The organism is Pseudomonas sp. WOUb67, from assembly GCF_050058005.1.
Taxonomy (GTDB): Bacteria; Pseudomonadota; Gammaproteobacteria; order Pseudomonadales; family Pseudomonadaceae; genus Aquipseudomonas; species Aquipseudomonas putida_R.
The window spans coordinates 3,513,674-3,534,241 of sequence record NZ_CP170112.1 but is presented as its reverse complement, the minus strand read 5'-3'; the positions used below and the strand labels follow the sequence as shown (position 1 = coordinate 3,534,241).

The following is a 20,568-nucleotide window of genomic DNA, read 5'->3' as shown; positions in this document are numbered from 1 at the left end:
GCATGGGTACGGGTAACGGCGGTACTGATGACAATGGGACGGACAACACGGGCGGGGACGGTACCAGCAGTGGTTCGGGCACCGGCAGCAATGGCGCAGGTGGCAGCGGTACAGGCTCGGGCAGTGGTAACGGAGGCTCATCGGGCAGTGGATCCGGTGCAGGGTCTGGCAGCTAGCTGAAATGGCCGATGGCAATGGACCACTCGGCCTGATTGCAGCGCACTCAGCGCCAATGCGTCATCAACGCACCACGAATGCCGCTGACCGGGTCTTGTTGAGGCAGCGGTACTTTGGCGATGCGCGCAACGGCACGCGGGTGCGCTGCCCTGTCGGGCCGCTGGATGTCGTAGTCTTCCTGCCCGTGGGGATAGGCGCCGACCACCAGGAAGTCATCGCTGCACGCGATGCAGCGATGGCCCGTACCCGCTGGCAGCACCAGCACATCGCCCCGCTCCACGCTAACGCTTTGCCCTGATTCCCCGCCAAGCGTCAATCGCGCCTGCCCACAGGCAATGCCCAGCGCCTCATGAGCGTTAGGGTGAAAGTGGTGATAATCGAAGATTCCGTCACGCCACAGCGGGGTCCATTGGTGAGCCGCTAACAACGTTTCGAATGCGCTGGCATTGTCCGCCCCCGGATCAACCTTCAACCGGTAAAACAGTACGGGAAAACGGCTGTTCGGCGTGGCGCCGTCGTCTTCGAAATACAAGGCCTGCACGCTGGCATCTTGTGTATTCATGATGCGCACCCTGAAGGGTTATCGGTCCACATTCGAACCCCCGGCTGTTCCCAGGTTCCAGCCGGCAGACCGGTGCGCATACCGTTGAAACTTTCCCCGCACGTGCCAAGTCCAGACACCTATCGATGACAGAACGGGAGCAGGCAATGACCGGCACGGTAGGCGACTTTCTGGTGGAACGTTTGTATCAATGGGGCGTACGGCGCATCTTCGGTTACCCCGGCGACGGCATCAATGGGGTGTTCGGTGCACTGAGCCGGGCCAACGGCAAGATTGAATTCATCCAGGCCCGCCATGAGGAAATGGCTGCCTTCATGGCCAGCGCCCATGCCAAGTTCACCGGCGAGCTCGGTGTGTGCATGGCCACCTCTGGCCCAGGCGCCTCGCACCTGCTCACCGGCCTGTACGATGCACGCATGGACCACCAGCCGGTGCTGGCCATCGTTGGTCAACAGGCCCGGGCGGCACTGGGCGGGCATTACCAGCAGGAGCTGGACCTGCTGTCGATGTTCAAGGACGTCGCCGGTGCGTTCGTCCAGCAGGCATCGACACCGGAGCAGGTGCGCCACCTGCTTGACCGTGCGGTGCGTACGGCCGTCGGCGAACGCCGTGTGACCGCCATCATCCTGCCCAACGACCTGCAGGACCTGCCCTACAACGAACCACCCAGGGCCCACGGGACGGTGCATTCCGGCATCGGCTACAGCAAACCCAGGGTGTTGCCGTTCGACGAAGACCTGCAGCGCGCCGCCGAGGTACTCAACGCCGGGCACAAGGTGGCGATACTGGTGGGTGCCGGCGCACTGCAGGCCACAGAGCAGGTCATTGCAATTGCCGAAACACTCGGCGCCGGGGTGGCCAAAGCGTTGCTGGGCAAGGCTGTGCTGCCGGACGACCTGCCGTGGGTCACCGGGTCGATCGGCCTGCTCGGCACCGAACCCAGTTATCAGCTGATGACCGAGTGCGACACCTTGCTGATGATCGGCTCCGGCTTTCCCTATTCCGAGTTTTTGCCCAAGGAAGGCCAGGCGCGTGGCGTGCAGATCGACCTGCAACCCGACATGCTCAGCCTGCGCTACCCGATGGAGGTCAACCTGGTCGGCGACGCCAGCGAAACATTGCGCGCACTGTTGCCGTTGCTTGAGCACAAGACCGACCGGCGCTGGCGCGACAAGGTAGAGACCTGGCGTGCGCAGTGGGACAAGACCGTGGCCAAGCGCGCCCTGGTCAAGGCCGACCCGATCAACCCGCAACGCGTGGTCCATGAGCTGTCCCCTCGCCTGCCCGACCACGCCATCATCACCAGCGATTCCGGCTCCTGTGCCAACTGGTTTGCCCGCGACCTGCAGATTCGCCAGGGTATGCAGTGTTCGCTGTCCGGCGGCCTGGCTTGCATGGGCGCCGCCGTGCCCTATGCCATTGCAGCCAAGTTCGCCCACCCGCAACGGGCTGTGGTTGCCTTGGTGGGCGATGGGGCGATGCAGATGAACAACCTCGCCGAACTGATCACCGTGGCTAAATACTGGCAGCAGTGGGACAACCCGCAATGGATCTGTGCCGTGTTCAACAATGAGGACCTGAACCAGGTGACTTGGGAGCAACGGGTCATGGAGGGCGACCCCAAGTTCGAAGCTTCGCAGTCGATCCCTGACGTGCCCTACCATCTGTTCGCCATTTCCATTGGCCTGCAAGGTATCTACGTAGATCGCGAAGAGGACGTTGCCGCTGCGTGGGAGCGCGCGCTGGCTGCTGATCGGCCAGTACTGATCGAGTTCAAGACCGACCCAAATGTGCCGCCCCTGCCACCCCACATCAAGCTGGAGCAGGCGAAGAAGTTTGCCAGTACCTTGCTAAAGGGCGACCCCGATCAGGCGGGCATCATCGTGCAGACAGCCAAGCAGGTGCTCAGCTCGGTGCTGCCTGGCAAGAAGTGATAGGGACCTCGCGGCAAGCAGAAAACGATGCCCGCGCCGAAGCGCGGGCAACCCTTGGTCACAACACGGTCAGTTGTCCAGTTCATCCTTGATGATCTTGCCGTCGTGCGGATCGACCTGGAATTCGTACTGCTTGCCGTCAGCCTTCATGCCCTCACCTTCCCAGTGACCGTCGTCGGCTTCGATCTTGGTAATTTGCGTGTATCCAGCGCCTTTCAACGTGGCCTCAGCCTGATCCTTGCTGACCTTCCAGTCAGCACCGGGCGTATGAGCCCATGCGCACGAAGCCCCCATGGCACCTACCAACGCCAAGCCAGTGAACAGTCGAGTGATCGCTTTCATCGCCAACTTCCTTTTTGCTGTGAATGTGAACATGCGACCCGCGCCTCACGAGCCAGGTTCAGTCGAAGCATTGTTCAACGTCACGCTTCGGCCGCGACGGTTATCTGGGACAACCCAAGCAAATCGGCTTGAGCCATGATCTCGTCCGGCGATGAATCCGCCGCAGGCAGTACAAGGCTGTTTTCACTGTCTCCAAAGTGCAACACGATCAGGTGCATCGCGGCCTCGTGACGACCAAGCTTGTCCTGGTCCAATTCCAGCCGGTAGCTTTTTGGCTCTTCAGCCAGGCGATACACGATGTTATAAATTGTCATGCTAACCTCAAGTTTTACGGGACTTCTTGACCTGACCACCGAGACAAAAATCTGTTCCTTTACAGCCGGTGCAGGCAGTTGCTCACGCCATGGCGTGGGGCGCTGGCAGGGATCGGTCACTCGCTGGAACAGGTTCCAGATACGGTAAAGCTGGCACAGCCAAAGTCGACGGAGGGGTCCTGATGGTAGATCCGATGGTGCAACTTGACACGGAGCTTGCGTGGCTCGGTGAGATCGCCAACCAGCTTGAACGCCAGGTAGCGCCCTGCCCGGTTACCCGGCTTTTGCTGGTCGCGTGGCTAACGGAGTGGCTACGAACCCCTCAAGCACGCGCAGAGTTGAAACGGGACCAACCTCACCTTCCTCAAGCATTGAAGTCGGCATACGCAGTGTGGATTCACGCCGGTAGCCGTTAGTGATATTGCTGCCAACGGCAACCCGGTCCTGTCTCTGCCTGGCGGTCAGGGGCCATCCTCGTGAACGACGGGCGCACCGGCCTCATCGGTGATGGCCTGCGCGTGATCCTGAATGCTGCCGGGTGAATATGTCGAGCCTTGGTCAGTCCTGTCCATCGTTACGCCCTCGTAACCGAGTAATGAGCGAATGCCGGCATTACTGCGCATTCATTCGGAGGACGCAGGCGGCACGGCGGTAGTTCAGCGTGTGTGATCCATGACGCTTACCTGGCGATCCAGATGAAACGGCACGATCAACCCCAGGCATTGAACCCGGGGCCGAGGCTTTGACCGCAATGGTAATCAGCGCCGGAGCTGGTGCTGCCCTGCAGCTTGGCAAGCAGGCTGAACGTTTTTCCGGCCGGGCCGGTCGCACGACAGAGACACAGCCAACTGTGCGAACCCTGACCGTGAGGACCTTCCATGAGCGCAACCGCCCCCGTGGCTGTCGAAGAACACCGCATTGGCCTGACCATCAATGGTCAGCCCCGATCACTGCAAGTCCTTCCCTGGACAACGTTGCTCGACCTGCTGCGCGAGCAGTTGGACCTGATCGGCACCAAGAAAGGCTGTGACCACGGCCAGTGTGGGGCCTGCACGGTACTGCGTGATGGCAAGCGCATCAATGCGTGCCTTACCCTCGCCGTCATGTGCGAAGGCGCCCACCTGGTGACGATCGAAGGGCTGGCCAGCGACGGCGAACTGCACCCCCTGCAACGCGCCTTCATCCGCCATGATGCCTTTCAGTGCGGCTACTGCACCCCGGGCCAGATCTGCTCCGCAGTGGGGCTGGCGAACGAAGGCCATGCCGACACCGCACAGGCCATTCGCGAACAGATGAGCGGCAACCTGTGCCGCTGCGGTGCCTACAGCAACATCGTCGCTGCAGTGGAGGAAGCCCTGCCGTTAATGAACGACCGGCCCCAGCCCACGCAGGGAGGGCAGACCCCATGACGCCCTTCAGCTACCACAAGCCTGCATCGGTCAGCGAGGCCATCAGCCTGGCAGACCCCAGCTCGCGTTTCATTGCCGGCGGTACCAACCTCGTCGACCTGATGAAGGAAAATGTGGTTCGGCCCAAACGGCTGATCGACCTCTCCGGCCTTGGGCTGAACGGTATCCAAGCCACCACGAACGCTGGCGTGCTGATCGGCGCATTGGTAAGCAACGCCGACCTGGCCTGGCATCCGATGATCCAGCAGCACTATCCACTGCTGTCAGAAGCCATCCTGGCAGGGGCATCCCCGCAGTTGAGAAACATGGCCAGCACCGGTGGCAATCTGCTGCAACGTACCCGGTGCTACTACTTCTATGACACCGCCACCCCCTGCAACAAACGTGAACCCGGCAGCGGATGCCCCGCGCGTGATGGCCTGAACCGTATCCATGCCATTCTTGGCGCCAGCGCAGCCTGCGTCGCGACCCACCCCTCGGACATGTGCGTGGCATTGGCAGCGCTCGAAGCCGTGGTGCATGTACAAGGGCCGTCCGGTGAACGCCAGATACCCTTCGCAGATTTCCACCGCCTGCCCGAGGACACCCCCGAGCGGGACAACCAACTGGCAGTCGATGAACTGGTGACAGGCATCGAGCTGCCGCCCCCGCTGTTCGAACACCATTACCGTTATCTGAAAATACGCGACCGGGCCTCCTACGCGTTCGCGCTCGTGTCGGTCGCTGCAGCCTTGAACTTCGATGGCAAAGTGATCCAGCAGGCGCGCCTGGCGCTGGGCGGCGTTGCCCACAAACCCTGGCGGGACCCGGTTGTGGAACGCATGCTGGCCGGCCAGGTGCCTTGCGAAGCGCTCTTCACCCGCGCCGCGCAAACATTGCTGCAAGGTGCACAACCTCTGAGCCATAACGGTTTCAAGGTAACCCTCGCGCAGCGGGCAATCGTGCGTGCATTGGATGACGCGGCGCGCGGCGCCGCTGACAGAGGGCCGCGACCATGATCAACAGCACACCAGTAGTCGGTACGCCCCTGGACCGCGTGGACGGCGTGGCGAAGGTCACCGGGCAGGCGCGCTATGCAGGCGAATACCCCGAGGCGGGCCTGCTACACGGCAGCGTCGTGTCCAGTACCATCGCCCGCGGTCGGGTACTCGACATCGACAGTACGCAGGCCATGCGCGTGCCCGGGGTAATCGCCGTGCTCGACCATGGCCATCGTCCGCCTGTATCCAGTTATGACGACGACTACAGCGATGCCGACTCTGCCGAGGGCTCGCCGTTTCGGCCCTTGTTCAATGATCGAGTGCTCTACAGCGGGCAACCGTTGGCGCTGGTGATCGCCGAAACCCTCGAACTGGCCCGCTATGCAGGCTCGCTAATCAGAATCGACTATGCCGAGGAGGCCCATCAGACAGACCTCGGCGCATGCCAACAGTCGCACGCCGCCCCCGCCGAAACACCGGCGCCGCGTGGCGACTTCACCGGGCAGTTTGCCGGGGCGCCGGTGCAGGTGGATGCCACCTACCTGACAGCCAACGAGCACCACAACCCGATGGAGCCCCATGCCTCGACCGTGCACTACAAAGCCGACGGCACCCTGGAAATCCACGACAAGACCCAAGGCACGCAGAACTGCCAGGACTACCTGCACAAGGTGTTCGGCCTGCCCAAGGCAAACATCCGTGTGCGTGCGGCGTTCGTCGGCGGCGCCTTCGGCTCGGGCTTGCGCCCGCAGTACCAGTTGCCGCTGGCAGTGATGGCGGCGTTGCACCTGAAGCGCTCGGTGCGCGTCACCCTGACCCGCCAGCAGATGTTCACCTTTGGTTACCGGCCCCGCACCGAGCAACGCTTGCGCCTGGGTGCAGACGCAAACGGGCGCTTGCTGGCGATCGCTCACGATGCGCTTGGCCAGACCTCCCGCTTCGAGGACTTCACCGAGCACTTGGTGGAATGGAGCGGTATGCTTTACCAGTGCGACAACGTCGCGCTCAGCTATCGCCTGGCCTCGCTCGATGTGTACACCCCGCTGGACATGCGGGCGCCTGGGGCCGCGTCCGGGATGATTGCGCTGGAATGCGCCATGGATGAGCTCGCCTGTGCAGCGCAGATCGACCCGATAGACTTGCGCCGGCGCAATTTCGCCGCCAACAATGCCAACGAAGGCAAGCCCTACTCCAGCAAGGAACTGCTGGCGTGCTACCAGCAAGGTGCCGAACGTTTTGGCTGGCATGAGCGCACTCCCCAACCGCGCAGCATGCGCAATGGCAACCAACTGGTCGGCTGGGGGATGGCCGGCGGCGTCTGGGAAGCCATGCAGATGAAAGCCAGCGCCAAGGCGCGCATCGATGCCCGGGGCCACCTTACCGTCAGCAGTGCCACTACAGATATCGGGACTGGCACTTATACCGTCATGACTCAGATCGCCGCCGACGCAGCGGGCGTCAGGGTGCAGGATGTCACCTTCATGCTGGGTGATTCCTCACTGCCCACCGCCCCGCTTCAGGGCGGCTCGTTCACGGTGTCGTCGGTGGGCTCGGCCGTGCGCCAGGCCTGCCAGGTACTGCGCGCCAAGGTGCTGGCACATGCGCGCAAAATGCACCCCCAGGTGGCCAGCACACCCCGGCAGCAGTTCGTTTTCGCCGATGGCTACCTGCACGCGGGCAGCCATCGCCTGGCCATGGCGGACATCGTCGCCAGCGCCCCCGAAGGTGAGTTCGAAGTGCAGATCGACGCCGAGCCCGGCGCCAGGCGCCAACCGTTCTCCACCGCCACTCATTCGGCGGTATTCGTGGAAGTCCACGTCGACGAAGACCTTGGCACGATCAAGGTGGTACGCGTGGTCAGCGCCGTGGCGGCAGGACGGGTGGTCAACCCGAAAACCGCGCGCAGCCAGATCCTGGGAGGCGTGGTGTGGGGGGTGGGCATGGCCCTGCACGAAGCAGCGTTGACCGACCATCGGTTGGGCCGCATCGTCAATCACAACCTGGCGGAGTACCACATCCCGGTGAACGCAGACAGCGGGGATATCGAAGTGATCTTCGTTGAAGAGCACGACGACATTGTCAACGAACTGGGGTCCAAGGGTGTGGGCGAAATCGGCGTCGTCGGGGTGGCAGCCGCGGTGGCCAACGCGGTCTACCATGCTACGGGCAAGCGTGTGAGGGAGTTCCCGATCACACTCGACAAGGTGCTGTGATCGAGCGGGTGCCAAGCCCCTCCACCCGCTTGCCTGCTGTTAAACGGGCATCTTGGTAAAGCGTTCGTTGGTGTTTCAAGCGTGTTCAGGCTTCGGTGCGCCCGTGCAAGCAGGCCTGGGAGGATTGGGAGGATCAGGATGCGCAGTTACCGCGAACCCGCCGCTTACCGTTGAATGGGTTGGTGTGAACTTTAATGCTCCACTAGGCTTCCCCTGCATACCCGCCCAAAAATCTCAGGGCTGCAGGAGCTGACCTATATGAGAGCGCTTACCTACCACGGAGCAAACGACGTCAGGGTCGATACCGTCCCTGATCCCATCATCGAGCAAGCAGACGACATCATCCTCAGGGTCACCGCCACAGCGATCTGCGGTTCCGACCTGCATCTGTATCGAGGCAAGATTCCGCAAACCGAAGCTGGGGATATTTTTGGCCATGAGTTCATGGGTATCGTCGAGGAAACCGGGAGTGCAGTCACTAATGTCCAAATTGGCGACCGGGTAGTAATTCCCTTTGTTATTGCCTGCGGCAGTTGTTTCTTCTGCCAGCACGATCTGTTTGCCGCCTGCGAAACCACCAACACCGGGCGCGGCTCAATCATCAACAAGAAGGGCATTCCTCCAGGCGCGGCACTGTTTGGATACAGCCATCTCTATGGCGGCATCCCAGGCGGTCAAGCTGACTACGTTCGGGTTCCCAAAGCTAACGTCGGCCCGTTCATGGTCCCTACCGACCTGGCCGATGACAAGGTGCTTTTCCTGTCCGATATTCTGCCGACCGCTTGGCAGGCGGTCATCAATGCCGAGATTGGCCAGAGTTCATCGGTGGCCATCTATGGCGCCGGGCCAGTAGGGTTGCTGAGTGCCGCCTGTGCACGAATGCTCGGTGCACAGACCATCTTCATGGTCGATGACAACGATTACCGCCTGGCGTATGCCCAGAAAGCTTACGGTGTCGTCCCCATCAACTTCGAGCAGGACGACGATCCCGCTGACAGCATCATCCGTCACACGCCAGGCATGCGTGGCGTTGATGCGGTGATCGATGCGGTCGGCTTTGAAGCCAAGGGTAGCACTGCCGAAACAGTGATGACGGCACTGAAGATCGAAGGCAGCAGCGGCAAGGCGCTGCGCCAGAGCATTGCTGCAGTGCGTCGTGGCGGTGTTGTCAGTGTCCCAGGTGTGTACGCCGGCTTCATCCATGCGTTCATGCTCGGCGATGCCTTCGACAAGGGTCTTACTTTCAAGATGGGCCAGACCCATGTCCAGAAATACCTACCGGAACTGCTGGAGCACATCGAAGCAGGACGCCTGCAACCGGAACTGATCGTCACCCATCGCCTGGCACTCGAAGAAGCGGCCATGGGCTACAAGATGTTCGATCAAAAGCAGGACAACTGCCGCAAGGTCATCCTCGTGCCAGGCGCTGCGGCCGGCACCCTGGGGCCTGACAACATGTAAAGGGGACACGGTCTTCAATGGTCTCGCCACCACCTACAGGGGGGTTGCAACATGATTGATCAAGCGACAGGCATGAAACCAGGCGAACGTTACAGCGTAGAGAACGTGGAGCGCGCTCATCAATTTCCCGGTTTCTTTCTGGACGGTAAATATTACCTTGGGCCTGAACTGCTGACGGCTGTCGGCTGGCTCGAAGGCACGAAATTCATCTATGACTGCCTGGATGCGCAAGGCGAGCCTGTTTTCCCGGAGCGGTTAACAGGCACGATCGAGGGGCTGAAACTGGTGCTGATCGATGGCGATCCCGCAAGGACAAGACATCAATGCTGGTGAGCGCAGCAGCCCTCGGGCTGATTGCCGGGTTTGTCATCACCCGCTCGCAACGCAGGCAGCGCTGATGTAAGCCGCCCAGCACCGCGCTGGAACTTTACCTGGCTGTGCCGGCCCCTATCTGAGGAGTATTGGTAAAAGGAGATAAACGATGAGTGCACAACTGAACGGCAAGCGCGTGGCTTTTCTGGTGACTGATGGCTTCGAGCAGGTGGAACTGACCGGCCCGCGCGAGGCACTGGCAAACAGCGGTGCGGTAGTCGATATTCTGGGCGAAAAAGAAGGTACGGTTCGGGGCTGGAATCATGACAAGCCCGCCGACGAATTCACCGTAGACGCCACGTTCGAGGGCGCCCACCTCGACCTCTACGACGCCTTGGTGCTGCCTGGCGGCGTGCAGAACTCCGACACCATCCGCATCATTTCTGCCGCGCAGAATCTGGTAAAAAGCCATGACGCGGCGGGCAAGCCGCTGGCCGTCATCTGCCACGGTGCCTGGTTGCTGGTGTCCAGTGGCTTGGCCAAAGGCAAGCGCATGACCAGCTACAAGACGTTGCAGGACGACATCCGCAACGCGGGTGGCACGTGGGTAGATGAGCAGGTGGTGGTGGACGGCAACCTGATCACCAGCCGCCAGCCAGATGATATCCCCGCCTTCAATGAGCAGTTGATCAAGGCACTGGCAGACTGAGTCTGCTTCTTTCCAGCGCCCCCTGGTCGTATTTGACGCCGACCAGAAGGCGCTGGTCATGCCAGCTGGATATACACCGAATAGCTGCCCAGCACGATCCAGAAGCAGAGGAAGATCCAGGGCGTGCGCAGGGAAAACAGCAGTGATTTGCGGTGCCCCGCCTGAGAGGTTTCCGCCTCGCAGAACAACGGCGATTCGTCATAGGCCAGGCCCATCATCGGCTCGCTGCGCAGCAAGTGGCTTTGCTTCATCTGCCAGTGCTCGATAATCCGGAAGGCCGCACGGATGCCTGGCCAGGCATTCAACGTGCTGAGCACGCCAAGCAGCGCGAGAAAAGCCGGCACCATCAAGGTGAACATTTCGCCCCAGCTGTGGTTCAAGTTGCCCATCGAAGACACGAACGCGATGACCAGGAACGACTGGGCAGCGAGATAAGCGTCAGTGCGGTTGGCCAGGATGGTGGTCTCATACTGGATTTCGCGTCGATAGAAATCCAGCCGCTCTTTCGGCGTACCGAACATCCTCGCATTCTTTTGATCGATCTCGTGTTCCGGCGTGGTGGGCGTGATGATTCGAGGCACCTGGATACTCCTGGATATCGTATGCCTCGCCTATTACAGCGCAAGACCCGTCAGGGATAGAGCCTTCTGCTTACCGAAAATTCATTGTGAATGCCCTTGCACACCGCTCGTCGCGCAGACCGAAGATCCGCCTCAACGCTGGCTTCGTGCACGCTTCGAACGGTAATGACCGTTCCCAACTGCAGGAGCATCTACCATGAGCGACTACCCTATCCCTCCCTTCCCGTCCCAACCGCAAAGCGTGCCGGGCTCACAGCGCAAAATGGACCCGTATCCGGATTGCGGTGAGCAAACCTACACCGGCAACAACCGCCTCGAAGGCAAAATCGCCTTGATCACCGGCGCCGATAGCGGCATCGGCCGTGCAGTCGCGATTGCCTACGCTCGCGAAGGCGCTGACGTTGCCGTTGCCTACCTGAATGAGCACGAAGATGCGCAAGAAACCGCGCGCTGGGTTGAGGCTGCTGGCCGCCAATGCCTGTTGCTGCCAGGCGACCTTGCGCAGAAACAGCACTGCTACGACATTGTCGACAAGACCGTGGCCCAGTTCGGCCGTATCGATATTCTGGTCAACAACGCCGCGTTCCAGATGGCTCATGAGGGCCTGGACGAGATTGACGATGATGAATGGGTGAAGACCTTCGATACCAACATCACCGCCATTTTCCGCATCTGCCAGCGCGCGTTGCCCTCGATGCCAAAAGGCGGTTCGATCATCAACACCAGCTCGGTCAACTCCGACGACCCGTCACCCAGCCTGTTGGCGTATGCCGCCACCAAAGGGGCCATTGCCAATTTCACTGCAGGCCTTGCCCAACTGCTGGGTAAGAAAGGCATTCGGGTCAACAGCGTAGCGCCCGGCCCGATCTGGACACCGCTGATTCCTGCCACCATGCCAGATGAAGCCGTCAGAAACTTCGGTTCGGGCTACCCGATGGGACGGCCTGGGCAACCCGTGGAAGTAGCCCCGATCTACGTCTTGTTGGGCTCTGATGAAGCGAGCTATATCTCCGGATCACGGTACGGAGTAACCGGCGGGAAACCCATGCTCTGATGACATGACCGAGGCCAGCTGTTGCTGGCCTCAGTGCTTCTTCGCCCCTTCACGACGCGCTGTTTTCTGCGCGGTCGAATCATGTTCGGTGCCTGACGAGCCATCCGGTCGATGCGCATCGTTGTCGCGTTCTTCTTCACCCTGAGCTTTTGACGGTGCCTGCGGTTTATGCCCGGCGTCGGTGTGCTTTTTCATGGCCTGCCCTACCTTGTCTCTATCATTTAAATAGCGATTCGGAGCCCAGCTCCGTGTTCCCTACAGTGATGTCAACGGGGGCAAGAAAGTTCAAGGGCTGCTTCCTGGCCTGTACCTTCTGGCTCATCGAAGCTTGGCCCCCGATGGGTCAATCCGACCGCGCTGGCAAATGGCGGTCAAGGGCCAGAGCGCTAAAACAGATCGTCCCTACGCCAATCATCATCATCGTTGAACCCTGCCGTTGTCGGCCACTCAACTCCTAGGAAGCCAGTACTTATCCCCCCGTGACGAGGTGCCTCCATGAATGCTATCGATCTGCTGATTCAAGACCATAAAGTAGTCAAAAAACTGCTGGAAGAACTGTCATCGACCACGGAACGCGCCGTAAAAAAACGCGCTGAACTGCTGCACCGCATCGAGCAGGAGCTGCAAATCCACACCGCATTGGAGGAGGACATTCTGTACCCAGCGATCAAGCAAGCCGGTGGTAAAGAGGAGGCCAAGATGTATTACGAGGCCAAAGAAGAACACCGAACAGTTGACTCACTGGTACTCCCTGACCTGCTTCATACCGAAACAGGAACGCTCGAATTCGCCGGTCGAGTGAAGGTAATGAAAGAGCTGCTTGAGCATCACATCGAGGAAGAGGAAGGCGAGCTCTTCCCGACGGCGAAGAAACTTCTCGGTAAAGATCAATTGGAAGCGCTGGGACAGGCCATGGAGACCCAGAAAAAGGTGCTTAAGGGCGTGCAGCGTGCCGCTTGAATCAACTGCGCTTTGCCGGATCAGCGATCTGGCAATTGCGCCAGAAACCATCAATTGGAACAGGTGCTGATGGAGAACTGGATCGAATTGCTGGAATGGCCTGCCATGGCGGTCACAGTATTGGCAGCCTGGTGTATCGGTTCGCACCGTCCGAGACGACGCATGGTGGGCTTCTGCTGCTTCATCGCCAGCAACCTACTGTGGTCGGCGTGGGGTTGGCAGGCTGAAGCCTGGGCATTGATTGTGCTGCAGGTAGTGCTTTTCCTCATGAATCTACGGGGGTGGAGGAAAAACAAAAAAACCTCGAAAAAGGCTCAGAGGGCATCTGCTCCCCCCCAGGCGACTTGACTGAATAAGGGAAGCAGAAACCTGTGAGTGCCGACGGCAGAATCATTCATTAAAACCCCGTGACCGCGTACCCTGCGCGGGCTCATTGTCAAAAGCTGGGCCTTACGCTTTAATCCCAATTCGCCACTCTCCCAATCGGCTTTCGAGATGCCTTATCCGTCTGACCTTTCACACGACATCAGTACGATTGCCAAGATTGAGGCCGTGCCGCTTATTCTCAATATGGTGAAGCATATTACCGGTATGCGCTTTGCTGCCATTGCGCGTGTCACCGAGACCAAATGGGTGGCTTGCGCCGTCGATGACTCCATTGATTTTGGGCTCATACCTGGCGGCGAGTTGGTACTGGAAACCACTATTTGCCACGAAATTCGCCAGCACCGTCAACCCGTTATATTCGGGAATGCCACTGAGCATCCGGTCTACTCGACCCATCACACACCGCAGACCTACGGCCTGGAAAGCTACGTCTCAATTCCTATCATCAGGACAAACGGCGATTTTTTCGGAACGCTCTGCGCTATCGATGAGGTACCGGCCCATTTTGATGAAGAAGCGGTGTGCAAAACACTGTCGCTTTTCGCCCAGTTAATAGCAGTTCAACTAGACGTTCTGGCAGACCTTGAGAGCAAAACAATTGAACTGGCCGATGCCGCTGAGGCGGGTATTGTCCGGGAGCAATTCATTGCCGTACTGGGACACGACCTCCGTTCGCCACTGAGCGCGATCAGAATGAGCGCCGACCTGCTGGAGGCTAGGCTTCCCGCCGGTCGGGAACAGAAGCTTGCGACTGCAATACGGCAAAGCTCGCAGCGGATGAATAACCTGATTGAAGATGTCCTGGATTTTTCTCGAGGAAAGCTGGGGGGAGGCATTCCGGTCAAACGGACGCTGGTGGACAACCTGGGTGACATTTTTATCGCCGTCATAAATGAAATCATGACGAGTCATCCCAACGTCAAAATCCATCAGGACGTCACCATCTCCCCCGGGATTTTCTGTGATCCCGGGAGAATGGGGCAGTTGCTTTCAAACCTGTTGGGTAATGCAGTTGCACATGGGACATGTGATCACCCGATAGAGGTGATCGCAAGCCTGCAAGAAAATCATATAGTCCTGTCAGTGATGAACCATGGCCCGGAAATCCCCGAAGTTTTGTTACCGCTACTGTTCCAGCCGTTTAAACGGTCCGCAGGCGGTGGTCGCGGAGAGGGACTGGGGCTGGGTTTGTATATCGCGTCTCAGATCGTAACGGGTCACAACGGTACGCTAACAGTCACCTCGACGCCTGAAGCCGGCACGCGCTTCGTAGCGAGGTTCCCTGGCACCCTGGAGTGGGCGAAAGCGGACTAGATGCAGGTTGCCAGGGAGGCTATCAAGATCGAAACCGAGTCTCGCTTCATTGATCGAGCCGCCCTGCATTCAGAACCCCAAATGGATTATCAATATCGTAGCGCCAAATACCATCACGCCCACGGGATATAACATCGGTAGCCGTCCCCGCCATATCGATTTCCATCCCGTGCTGGGTGGTACCGCGAAGGCTCCAGTCAGAAATCTGTAGCGCCGTATCGCCAGCGACATACAAGTGGCGCCGGGTACTGTGTACGGGAAAACCAAGACTGAAGAACTTTTGCAACTCGAATGCAATAGCGTATTTACCGCGATGAACCCTGCCCGCCGCATCAACCATGATGCTGTCAACGTGAAACAGCTCCAGTGCTGTTTCGACGTCAAGCGAGGTGAAACCTTTTACTACGACGGAAAAGAAGTCCTCTGCCGTTCTCGCACCTTTGGTCTCTATAGACATGTTAATTCTCCTTTTCATAGTCACTTAAAGTTACAGAGCACACAACACCCTCACAAAGTATTTACTCTCCATGATCCTGGGCATGTAGCCCATCGGGTATGCGTAAAATCCTGCAGGCTACTCGAGTGCCTTCATGATCTTGAACAGGCCATTGTTGGAAGTTATCCCCAGCTTGCGGAACGCGGTGGTTTTCTGCGTGCTGATCGTCTTGATACTGCGGTTGAACTTTTCGGATATCTGCGTGATGGTCATGCCGTCGAGATAACAGCGGATCACTTCCTGCTCGCGCGCTGACAGTGCCGCAAGTTGCAAGGCATTGTCGCGCGTTGGTTGGGTAGGCTCGGCCTCCTCTGTTTGCTGAACGGCATCGGCTACTGTGTAAGAGACTTCTGCGCTCAGGTAGATGGCCCCAGAGGCGACCACCCGGATCGCGCTGGCAAGGCCCGACAGGTCCTCATGCTTACCGAAGAATCCGCTTGCGCCAACCCGCAGCGACAGTGACACAGTGGCCGAGTCATGGTGCGTTGACAGCATCAGTATCCGGCACGCGGGGAAGCGAGCCCGCAAGGCGCGGATCAGCGAGACGCCATCGAGCTCGTCGCGACCGAGAACGAAATCCAGCAAAAGCACATCGGCAGGAGCTGCAGACATCCCTCGTATCAGTTCGCCGCTGTTTTTATAAACCCCGACAAGCGTCATACCGGGAGCGTCGCCGAGGTGGCTGACAAGACCTTGACGAACGATGGCATGGTCGTCGAGTAATGCAACACGTATAGGGTTCATGGCTGTCGGGCGGCACTCGGCATGGAGCAGTCGGCTTGGCGCTTGAAGAACAAGAATAGTCGGTACTGGAGTGAGGGGCGATGCATTCAACCTGAAGGTCGCCCGATGATTGCTGGGATGATGCATTCAAGCAAAGTCCCGACATCGCACGCCATAGGATTGCTCCTAAAATTCATGCGCGAGGCACGGGCCGGCTTTTAGGAGTGCTCCGACATCTGGAGTGCGTTGGACAAGGCAACATTCACACAGCTAGCCAGGCCACGATAATTGGGGAGTTGTGACGGTGAGAGAAAACGCAAGATACTTCGACCATGACGCGAAAACCATCAGCACCCAGCGAGTGACGGCAGTTCGTCAGACGGGCGCAACCTGCGGTGTCGAGCGCTTCGCACTCAAGCACACGGTGACAGCACCATGAAATGGAAAGTGGCGCACTGGTCCGTGGTGTTATTGATCTGGCTACCCCCAGCACTCTCCCAACCACTGGACCTTACCGAGGAGGAGCGCGCCTGGATTGCCGGGCACCCCGTCGTGCGTGTGGCTGTCGAGCCGGACTGGAAGCCGATGCAGTATGTGGAAAACGGGCGGGTCATGGGGCTGGCATCCGAGTACATCGACTACATCGAGCACAGCACCGGCCTACGCTTTGAGCCCGTGCCCGATACAGGCGTCGGCAAAGCACGGGCAGAGAAGTTTCAGCAGGGTGAAGTGGATGTACTGCCCGGGATCATGCAGATGTTTGTGCCGCAACCCATTGCCGATGCCGCCCTTTTCACTCATGCCTATTACACGGGCGCTACGATAGTTGTCACACGCAAGGACAGTCGAGCGGTGTTCGACCTACATCGGCTGGATGGACGTGTTGTCGCGCTCAAGAAAGACACTTCATTTGAGAGCGCCATCCATAGACTCTATCCAGATGTCAAAGTCCTTGGGACGCAAACACCCGAAGAGGCGCTGATTGCAGTCATTGATGGGCGGGCCGATGCGGCAATCGACGTGGCACCTGCACTGTTGCCGTTTTTGCGTCGCAAATATGATGAACAATTGTATGTCGCCGGTGGAATATCCCGTTTGCCGATGGAGCTGTCCATGGCTGTACGGCGTGAACTGCCGATCTTGCACGGCATTATCAACAAGGCGCTGGCATCGTTGACCGCTGACCAGATCGACGAAATGGTCCAGCGCCAGCTCGAATCCGCTACCTATGGCAGGCCGTCGTTAGCCATCGTGCTCCGCTATTACAGCCTGCAAATTGCACTGGTCTTGATTGGCTTATTGTTGGTTGTCGGATTTGGCGTGCATGCCAGGCAACAGCGGCGTTTGGCAATACGTAGCGAAAAAGAGAAAACCATGTTTCTCGCTGTGCTCAGCCACGAGATTCGCTCGCCGATGAATGCCATTCTTGCCTCCATGGAGCTGCTGATGCAGCGCACTGAGCTGCCAGAGGAATATCATCGTTTACTGGCGGTGGCTTCCAGCGGTGCGGAAAACCTGCTGTATCTGTTGGACGACGTTCTGGACATTTCCAAGCTTGAAGCCGGGCGGCTACAACTTGATCTGGGCCCCGTCGATATCATGGAGCTGACCCGTTCGGTGGTAGACCTGCTGGCAATCAAGGCAAAAAATGGGGTTGAACTGCAACTGATACAAGAGCATCCCATCGAGCCCCACCTCATGCTCGACCGGTTTCGAGTAAAGCAGGTTCTGCATAACCTCATCTCGAACGCCATCAAATTCACGTCCGAAGGTGGTGTGACAATCAGTGTACGGTTAGATACCACTCCCTACTCACCGATCAAGCATCAATTGCTGATCCGTATAGTGGATACCGGTATCGGGATAGACCCCGCCTCTCTTCAGCGACTTTTCCATCCCTACGCTCAGGCCTCCGCGAACACTGCAGGCACGTTTGGCGGGACAGGCCTTGGTTTGACGATCTGCCGGCAACTGCTGGAGTTGATGGGCGGCTCGATAGACCTGGAAAGTGAACTTGGCAAAGGCACTGTCGCCTCAGTACGTGTGCCCTGCGATATCCATATTGCCCCCGCACATCTCCAGGAGCAGGCCTTGTCCAGGCAACGCTTCGATGTGGCAGCAACAGCGCATGAACTCAGGATCTTGCTGGTAGAAGACACGCCCGCCAATCAGGCTGTCCTGCAGGCCCAGCTCAAAGTACTGGGCTGCCGCTCTACGCTCGCAGCGGATGGTGAAAAGGCCTTGCTTGCGCTTGAGCAAAGCACCTATGACATGGTGTTGCTGGACTGCGATCTCCCCGGCATTTCCGGCTATGAGGTAGCCCGCCAGTGGCGAGCTGCAGAGTCGTCGCTCAGCCTTGCACCCACGCCGATCATGGCTATCTCCGCTTCTTCCGATGAGGCCCACACCACCGCCTGCTTCGAAGCTGGGATGGATGGCGTATTGAAGAAGCCCATCAAGCTAGGCAAGTTGAGAGATGCGCTTCAACTCTGGACGGACATGCCCGTCACTCACCGCGGCGCCGAGGGTACATGCGTTACCGATGGACAAGCGACTATCGCGGACCTCTGGGACGATGCCCATGCGCTGCGGGCCGCTGTTGAAATGGCGGACGTGGAAGAAGCGACACATCGGGCGCACCGTCTGTCTGGCGCCTTCGCGGTATTGGAACAATCGGATATGGCATCGTTGGCGAGCTCGATGGAGGCTCGCTTCAGGACCGGGCCATACAGCGCTGCACAGGCTGACCTGGCCCGGCTGGAACAGTTGCTCACGCACTATGCGTCATCCATGAAATCAGATAGCACTTCACCGTGAGCAGGTGATCGAAGCAGGCTGGCAATGCGTGTCTGATCGCACGCATTGCCGCGTCGAGCAGCCGATCAAATGGCCTACTGCTCACTGATGCGCAGTTGTGTTGGCGTCGCATCCAACACCAACTTGCGCGGATAATTCGCCCAGGTAGCACCGAGCGCCGAGGTGTTCGGGTTGCCGGTCTTCGCAAAGGCCGCAAGGCTTGCGATCATCGCGTTCGATAAGGCTTCCCGCCCTGTTTTGTTCGCATTGCTGTACGCAAAAGAGAAGGTGTTTGCACCAAAGGTGCCGAAGATAAACGGCAGGTCCAACCCATGTGTTGCACCGTACACCGTGTTGAATGGTGCTGGCGCCTGATTCCAGTCGAAGCGGTAATACCAGACCTTGTCCGGCTGCTGCGTGGCCAGTGAAACAAGGGGTACCGTCCCTGCGCGATCAAAGAGGTTGGTGGCAAGTGCGGCCATTGCATTCCATCCGTGTGGCAGTGCCGTCACGGGCAGATACGGAGCACTGATCAAGTCGGCTTCGGTTAGCGTGCCAGGTGCATTCGGATCGAAGTTGAACTGCATGCCAAACCGATCAAAGTCATTGGGTTTGTAACCCGAAATGCCGCTGCCGGAACTCTCGCCGAACAGCATGCCGAACAGCGTGCCTTCGTCCTTGGTAATACCGGCGAGCACAGGTACCTTCTGGTAGTGCCCCGCCGCGAGGGCGGCAATCGAGTTCACCGGCAGGACATGGCCATCCTGAATTGCCGAGCGTGCAGCGCCCAGTTGCGGGTTCGCGAGCATTACCGTGAGAAGCTTGTCGGCCGGGATGCCGCGCAGGTATGCAGCGATCTGCCCGCTCGATTGCGAGTCGAGCCAAGCTTGTGCGGACGTGGTATCCGTCGCCTTGCCGTCGGAAATGGCGATCGCCATCAATAACTTTTGCGAGTAGGCCTGCGCGTCCGTCCGAGAAGCGTTCAAGAGGCCGCCGCTCAACGGTACGGCCTTCTGAAACAGCCCGGTCGACAAGGGCGAAACAAGCAGCGACCACACATTGACGGCGCCAGCGGATTGCCCCATCAGCGTGACGTTATTGGGGTCGCCACCGAACACTGCGATGTTGTTCCTCACAAACTTCAGCGCCTGTTGTTGATCGAGCAGCGCAAAGTTGCCGGAGTCCGCCACTGTGTTACCGGTCTTGAGTTGTGGCAAGTCGAGCCAACCGAGGATTCCCAGACGGTAATTGATCGTGACAACTATTGCATTGGCTTTCTTCGCAAGCGCTTGCCCGTCGTAGACCGGATCGGCGGAATACCCGGAGACATTGCTACCGCCGTGGATGAAAAAAATCACGGGAAGCGGGCCGCTCGCCTGTGCCGGGCTCCATATATTAAGTGTCAGGCAGTCTTCTTTGCCCACCGGCTTGCCGAAACCCTCCCGCACTGCGAGGCCATAAGGTGCATCATTCGGCGCTGGGCTGAAGTACAAACCGCCTTGCGCGCACGAGTGCCCGAACGTTTGCGCGGGGCGTACGCCGCTCCACGGCGCAGGATCGACGGGCGGCATCCAGCGTAACGCGCCGACCGGCGCCTGTGCATACGGAATACCCAGCCAGGCGTAGACACCAGTGCTGGCACTATGGTCGAGACCGTTGACGATGCCAGCGCTGGTGGCTCGCTCAGTGGGCGATGGGGCTGGAGTTTGCGAAGTGGACGAAAGATCGTCGCCGCAACCAACCAGCGACAGGACCAGGGGTAGCGTGAATATCCCCACTGCTGCCCGAAAAATCGAGGCCATGAATTGTTTCCCTATTGGAATAAGTTCAGTTCATTGCTTGCG

Annotated in this window: 20 protein-coding genes and 1 pseudogene; 13 read left to right on the top strand and 8 right to left on the bottom strand. The window is 59.1% G+C overall.

The annotated features are described in order from the left end of the window. Nucleotides 1–223: 223 nt before the first annotated feature. The gene (locus tag ABOC32_RS15830; protein ID WP_426807881.1) at nucleotides 224–739 is read right to left on the bottom strand and encodes a cupin domain-containing protein; all 516 of its coding nucleotides are present in this window, start codon (nucleotides 737–739) and stop codon (nucleotides 224–226) included. A 146-nt stretch (nucleotides 740–885) separates the two neighbouring features. Between ABOC32_RS15830 and ABOC32_RS15825 the strand changes: the two genes are divergently transcribed. After that, a complete protein-coding gene (locus tag ABOC32_RS15825) occupies nucleotides 886–2,673 on the top strand; it encodes a thiamine pyrophosphate-requiring protein (RefSeq protein ID WP_426807880.1) in 1,788 nt (595 codons plus the stop codon). Between the two features lie 69 nt (nucleotides 2,674–2,742). Here the strand turns inward: ABOC32_RS15825 and ABOC32_RS15820 are convergent, their stop codons facing one another. Both ABOC32_RS15820 and ABOC32_RS15815 read right to left on the bottom strand, forming a co-directional pair. Beyond that, complete coding sequence (locus ABOC32_RS15820; RefSeq protein ID WP_426807879.1) at nucleotides 2,743–3,015, bottom strand: PepSY domain-containing protein; 273 nt, start codon at nucleotides 3,013–3,015, stop codon at nucleotides 2,743–2,745. Between the two features lie 80 nt (nucleotides 3,016–3,095). Then, nucleotides 3,096–3,329, bottom strand: a complete 234-nt coding sequence (locus ABOC32_RS15815; RefSeq protein WP_426807878.1) for a hypothetical protein — start codon at nucleotides 3,327–3,329, stop codon at nucleotides 3,096–3,098. Between the two features lie 878 nt (nucleotides 3,330–4,207). Here ABOC32_RS15815 and ABOC32_RS15810 point away from each other — a divergent pair. The 6 genes and pseudogenes from ABOC32_RS15810 to ABOC32_RS15785 all read left to right on the top strand — a co-directional run bounded on the left by ABOC32_RS15810 (nucleotide 4,208) and on the right by ABOC32_RS15785 (nucleotide 10,413). Then, nucleotides 4,208–4,738, top strand: a complete 531-nt coding sequence (locus ABOC32_RS15810) for a (2Fe-2S)-binding protein (RefSeq protein WP_426807877.1) — start codon at nucleotides 4,208–4,210, stop codon at nucleotides 4,736–4,738. Continuing rightward, nucleotides 4,735–5,736 (top strand): FAD binding domain-containing protein, encoded by a 1,002-nt coding sequence (locus ABOC32_RS15805; RefSeq protein ID WP_426807876.1) that lies wholly within the window; start codon nucleotides 4,735–4,737, stop codon nucleotides 5,734–5,736. The genes ABOC32_RS15810 and ABOC32_RS15805 overlap by 4 nt, the downstream gene beginning before the upstream one ends. After that, entirely contained in the window at nucleotides 5,733–7,931 is a 2,199-nt protein-coding gene (locus ABOC32_RS15800) for a xanthine dehydrogenase family protein molybdopterin-binding subunit (protein WP_426807875.1), read from the top strand. Before ABOC32_RS15805 ends, ABOC32_RS15800 begins: the two co-directional genes overlap by 4 nt. Before the next feature lie 258 nt (nucleotides 7,932–8,189). Beyond that, nucleotides 8,190–9,392 (top strand): zinc-dependent alcohol dehydrogenase, encoded by a 1,203-nt coding sequence (locus tag ABOC32_RS15795; RefSeq protein WP_426807874.1) that lies wholly within the window; start codon nucleotides 8,190–8,192, stop codon nucleotides 9,390–9,392. A gap of 51 nt (nucleotides 9,393–9,443) precedes the next feature. Then, a pseudogene (locus tag ABOC32_RS15790) lies at nucleotides 9,444–9,692 on the top strand (SDR family oxidoreductase); the annotation flags it as partial. Between the two features lie 181 nt (nucleotides 9,693–9,873). Beyond that, nucleotides 9,874–10,413, top strand: a complete 540-nt coding sequence (locus ABOC32_RS15785) for a type 1 glutamine amidotransferase domain-containing protein (RefSeq protein ID WP_426807873.1) — start codon at nucleotides 9,874–9,876, stop codon at nucleotides 10,411–10,413. A 56-nt stretch (nucleotides 10,414–10,469) separates the two neighbouring features. Here the strand turns inward: ABOC32_RS15785 and ABOC32_RS15780 are convergent, their stop codons facing one another. After that, nucleotides 10,470–10,994 carry a hypothetical protein gene (locus ABOC32_RS15780; protein WP_426807872.1) on the bottom strand — a complete coding sequence of 175 codons (525 nt, stop codon included), beginning with the start codon at nucleotides 10,992–10,994 and terminating at the stop codon, nucleotides 10,470–10,472. 196 nt (nucleotides 10,995–11,190) lie between these two features. Between ABOC32_RS15780 and ABOC32_RS15775 the strand changes: the two genes are divergently transcribed. Further along, on the top strand, nucleotides 11,191–12,048 hold the full coding sequence (locus ABOC32_RS15775; RefSeq protein WP_426807871.1) for an SDR family oxidoreductase: 858 nt from the start codon (nucleotides 11,191–11,193) through the stop codon (nucleotides 12,046–12,048). A 30-nt stretch (nucleotides 12,049–12,078) separates the two neighbouring features. On the opposite strand, the gene ABOC32_RS15770 is transcribed toward ABOC32_RS15775, so the two are convergent. Beyond that, a complete protein-coding gene (locus ABOC32_RS15770) occupies nucleotides 12,079–12,243 on the bottom strand; it encodes a hypothetical protein (protein WP_426807870.1) in 165 nt (54 codons plus the stop codon). Between the two features lie 300 nt (nucleotides 12,244–12,543). Between ABOC32_RS15770 and ABOC32_RS15765 the strand changes: the two genes are divergently transcribed. From ABOC32_RS15765 to ABOC32_RS15750, 4 genes are all read left to right on the top strand, one after another. Then, complete coding sequence (locus tag ABOC32_RS15765) at nucleotides 12,544–13,008, top strand: hemerythrin domain-containing protein (RefSeq protein ID WP_426807869.1); 465 nt, start codon at nucleotides 12,544–12,546, stop codon at nucleotides 13,006–13,008. Further along, complete coding sequence (locus ABOC32_RS15760) at nucleotides 13,005–13,235, top strand: hypothetical protein (protein WP_426811672.1); 231 nt, start codon at nucleotides 13,005–13,007, stop codon at nucleotides 13,233–13,235. The genes ABOC32_RS15765 and ABOC32_RS15760 overlap by 4 nt, the downstream gene beginning before the upstream one ends. After that, nucleotides 13,129–13,356, top strand: a complete 228-nt coding sequence (locus ABOC32_RS15755; RefSeq protein ID WP_426811612.1) for a hypothetical protein — start codon at nucleotides 13,129–13,131, stop codon at nucleotides 13,354–13,356. Before ABOC32_RS15760 ends, ABOC32_RS15755 begins: the two co-directional genes overlap by 107 nt. Before the next feature lie 147 nt (nucleotides 13,357–13,503). Continuing rightward, nucleotides 13,504–14,709: a GAF domain-containing sensor histidine kinase gene (locus ABOC32_RS15750; protein ID WP_426807868.1), complete on the top strand. Its 1,206-nt coding sequence runs from the start codon at nucleotides 13,504–13,506 to the stop codon at nucleotides 14,707–14,709. A 46-nt stretch (nucleotides 14,710–14,755) separates the two neighbouring features. Here the strand turns inward: ABOC32_RS15750 and ABOC32_RS15745 are convergent, their stop codons facing one another. Both ABOC32_RS15745 and ABOC32_RS15740 read right to left on the bottom strand, forming a co-directional pair. After that, nucleotides 14,756–15,166 (bottom strand): YybH family protein, encoded by a 411-nt coding sequence (locus tag ABOC32_RS15745; RefSeq protein WP_426807867.1) that lies wholly within the window; start codon nucleotides 15,164–15,166, stop codon nucleotides 14,756–14,758. Nucleotides 15,167–15,283: 117 nt separating this feature from the next. Continuing rightward, a complete protein-coding gene (locus ABOC32_RS15740) occupies nucleotides 15,284–15,949 on the bottom strand; it encodes a response regulator transcription factor (protein WP_426807866.1) in 666 nt (221 codons plus the stop codon). A gap of 414 nt (nucleotides 15,950–16,363) precedes the next feature. On the opposite strand from ABOC32_RS15740, the gene ABOC32_RS15735 reads away from it, so the two are divergent. After that, nucleotides 16,364–18,745, top strand: coding sequence for an ATP-binding protein (locus ABOC32_RS15735; RefSeq protein ID WP_426807865.1), 2,382 nt, complete (start codon nucleotides 16,364–16,366; stop codon nucleotides 18,743–18,745). Nucleotides 18,746–18,819: 74 nt separating this feature from the next. Here ABOC32_RS15735 and ABOC32_RS15730 read toward each other — a convergent pair whose 3' ends face one another. Further along, nucleotides 18,820–20,526 carry a carboxylesterase/lipase family protein gene (locus tag ABOC32_RS15730; RefSeq protein ID WP_426807864.1) on the bottom strand — a complete coding sequence of 569 codons (1,707 nt, stop codon included), beginning with the start codon at nucleotides 20,524–20,526 and terminating at the stop codon, nucleotides 18,820–18,822. Between the last annotated feature and the right edge of the window lie 42 nt (nucleotides 20,527–20,568).